We start from the raw sequence: 430 nt of genomic DNA on the forward strand, positions 1-430 counted from the left end.
GCTTCGATGGATTGCATCGGCAGATTCGCAGTCATTGCTTTTGATTGCTCCAGAGAGATTGGCCGAGGGCGATCTGCCGCTGCTTGCGCGGCTCGCGCGCGACACTGGCCAGCACGTCGAACGCCGCCAGCGATTGGGTGAGTTGGTCGTCGATGCGGTCCGGGGGCAGCAGCGCACGCACCTCATCGACGAGATTGCGCGCCAGGCTGCGAACGCCGATCACGCGCGCGCCATTCGGCGGCTCGCCGCTGTCGAGCGCCCGCACCGCGGCTGCGCTTGCCGCCTGCGCCAGCGACAACAGCCCGGCGAGGCGACCGAGCGTGAGCGCGTGATCCTCGCTGCGCTCGACCCGCGCCGCGACGGTGTGCAGCAGCCAGTCGAGAAAGCCGACAGTGGTGGCGGTCGCGACCGTGTCCTCAATGTCTCGGAA

At 68.4% G+C, this 430-nt stretch carries 1 pseudogene; it reads right to left on the bottom strand.

The annotated features are described in order from the left end of the window. Positions 1-31: 31 nt before the first annotated feature. Positions 32-430 (bottom strand): annotated as a pseudogene (locus DY467_RS25680) (acyl-CoA dehydrogenase family protein); the annotation flags it as partial.

This window comes from Rhodopseudomonas sp. BR0G17, assembly GCF_010907025.1.
GTDB classification, from domain to species: Bacteria; Pseudomonadota; Alphaproteobacteria; order Rhizobiales; family Xanthobacteraceae; genus Rhodopseudomonas; species Rhodopseudomonas palustris_H.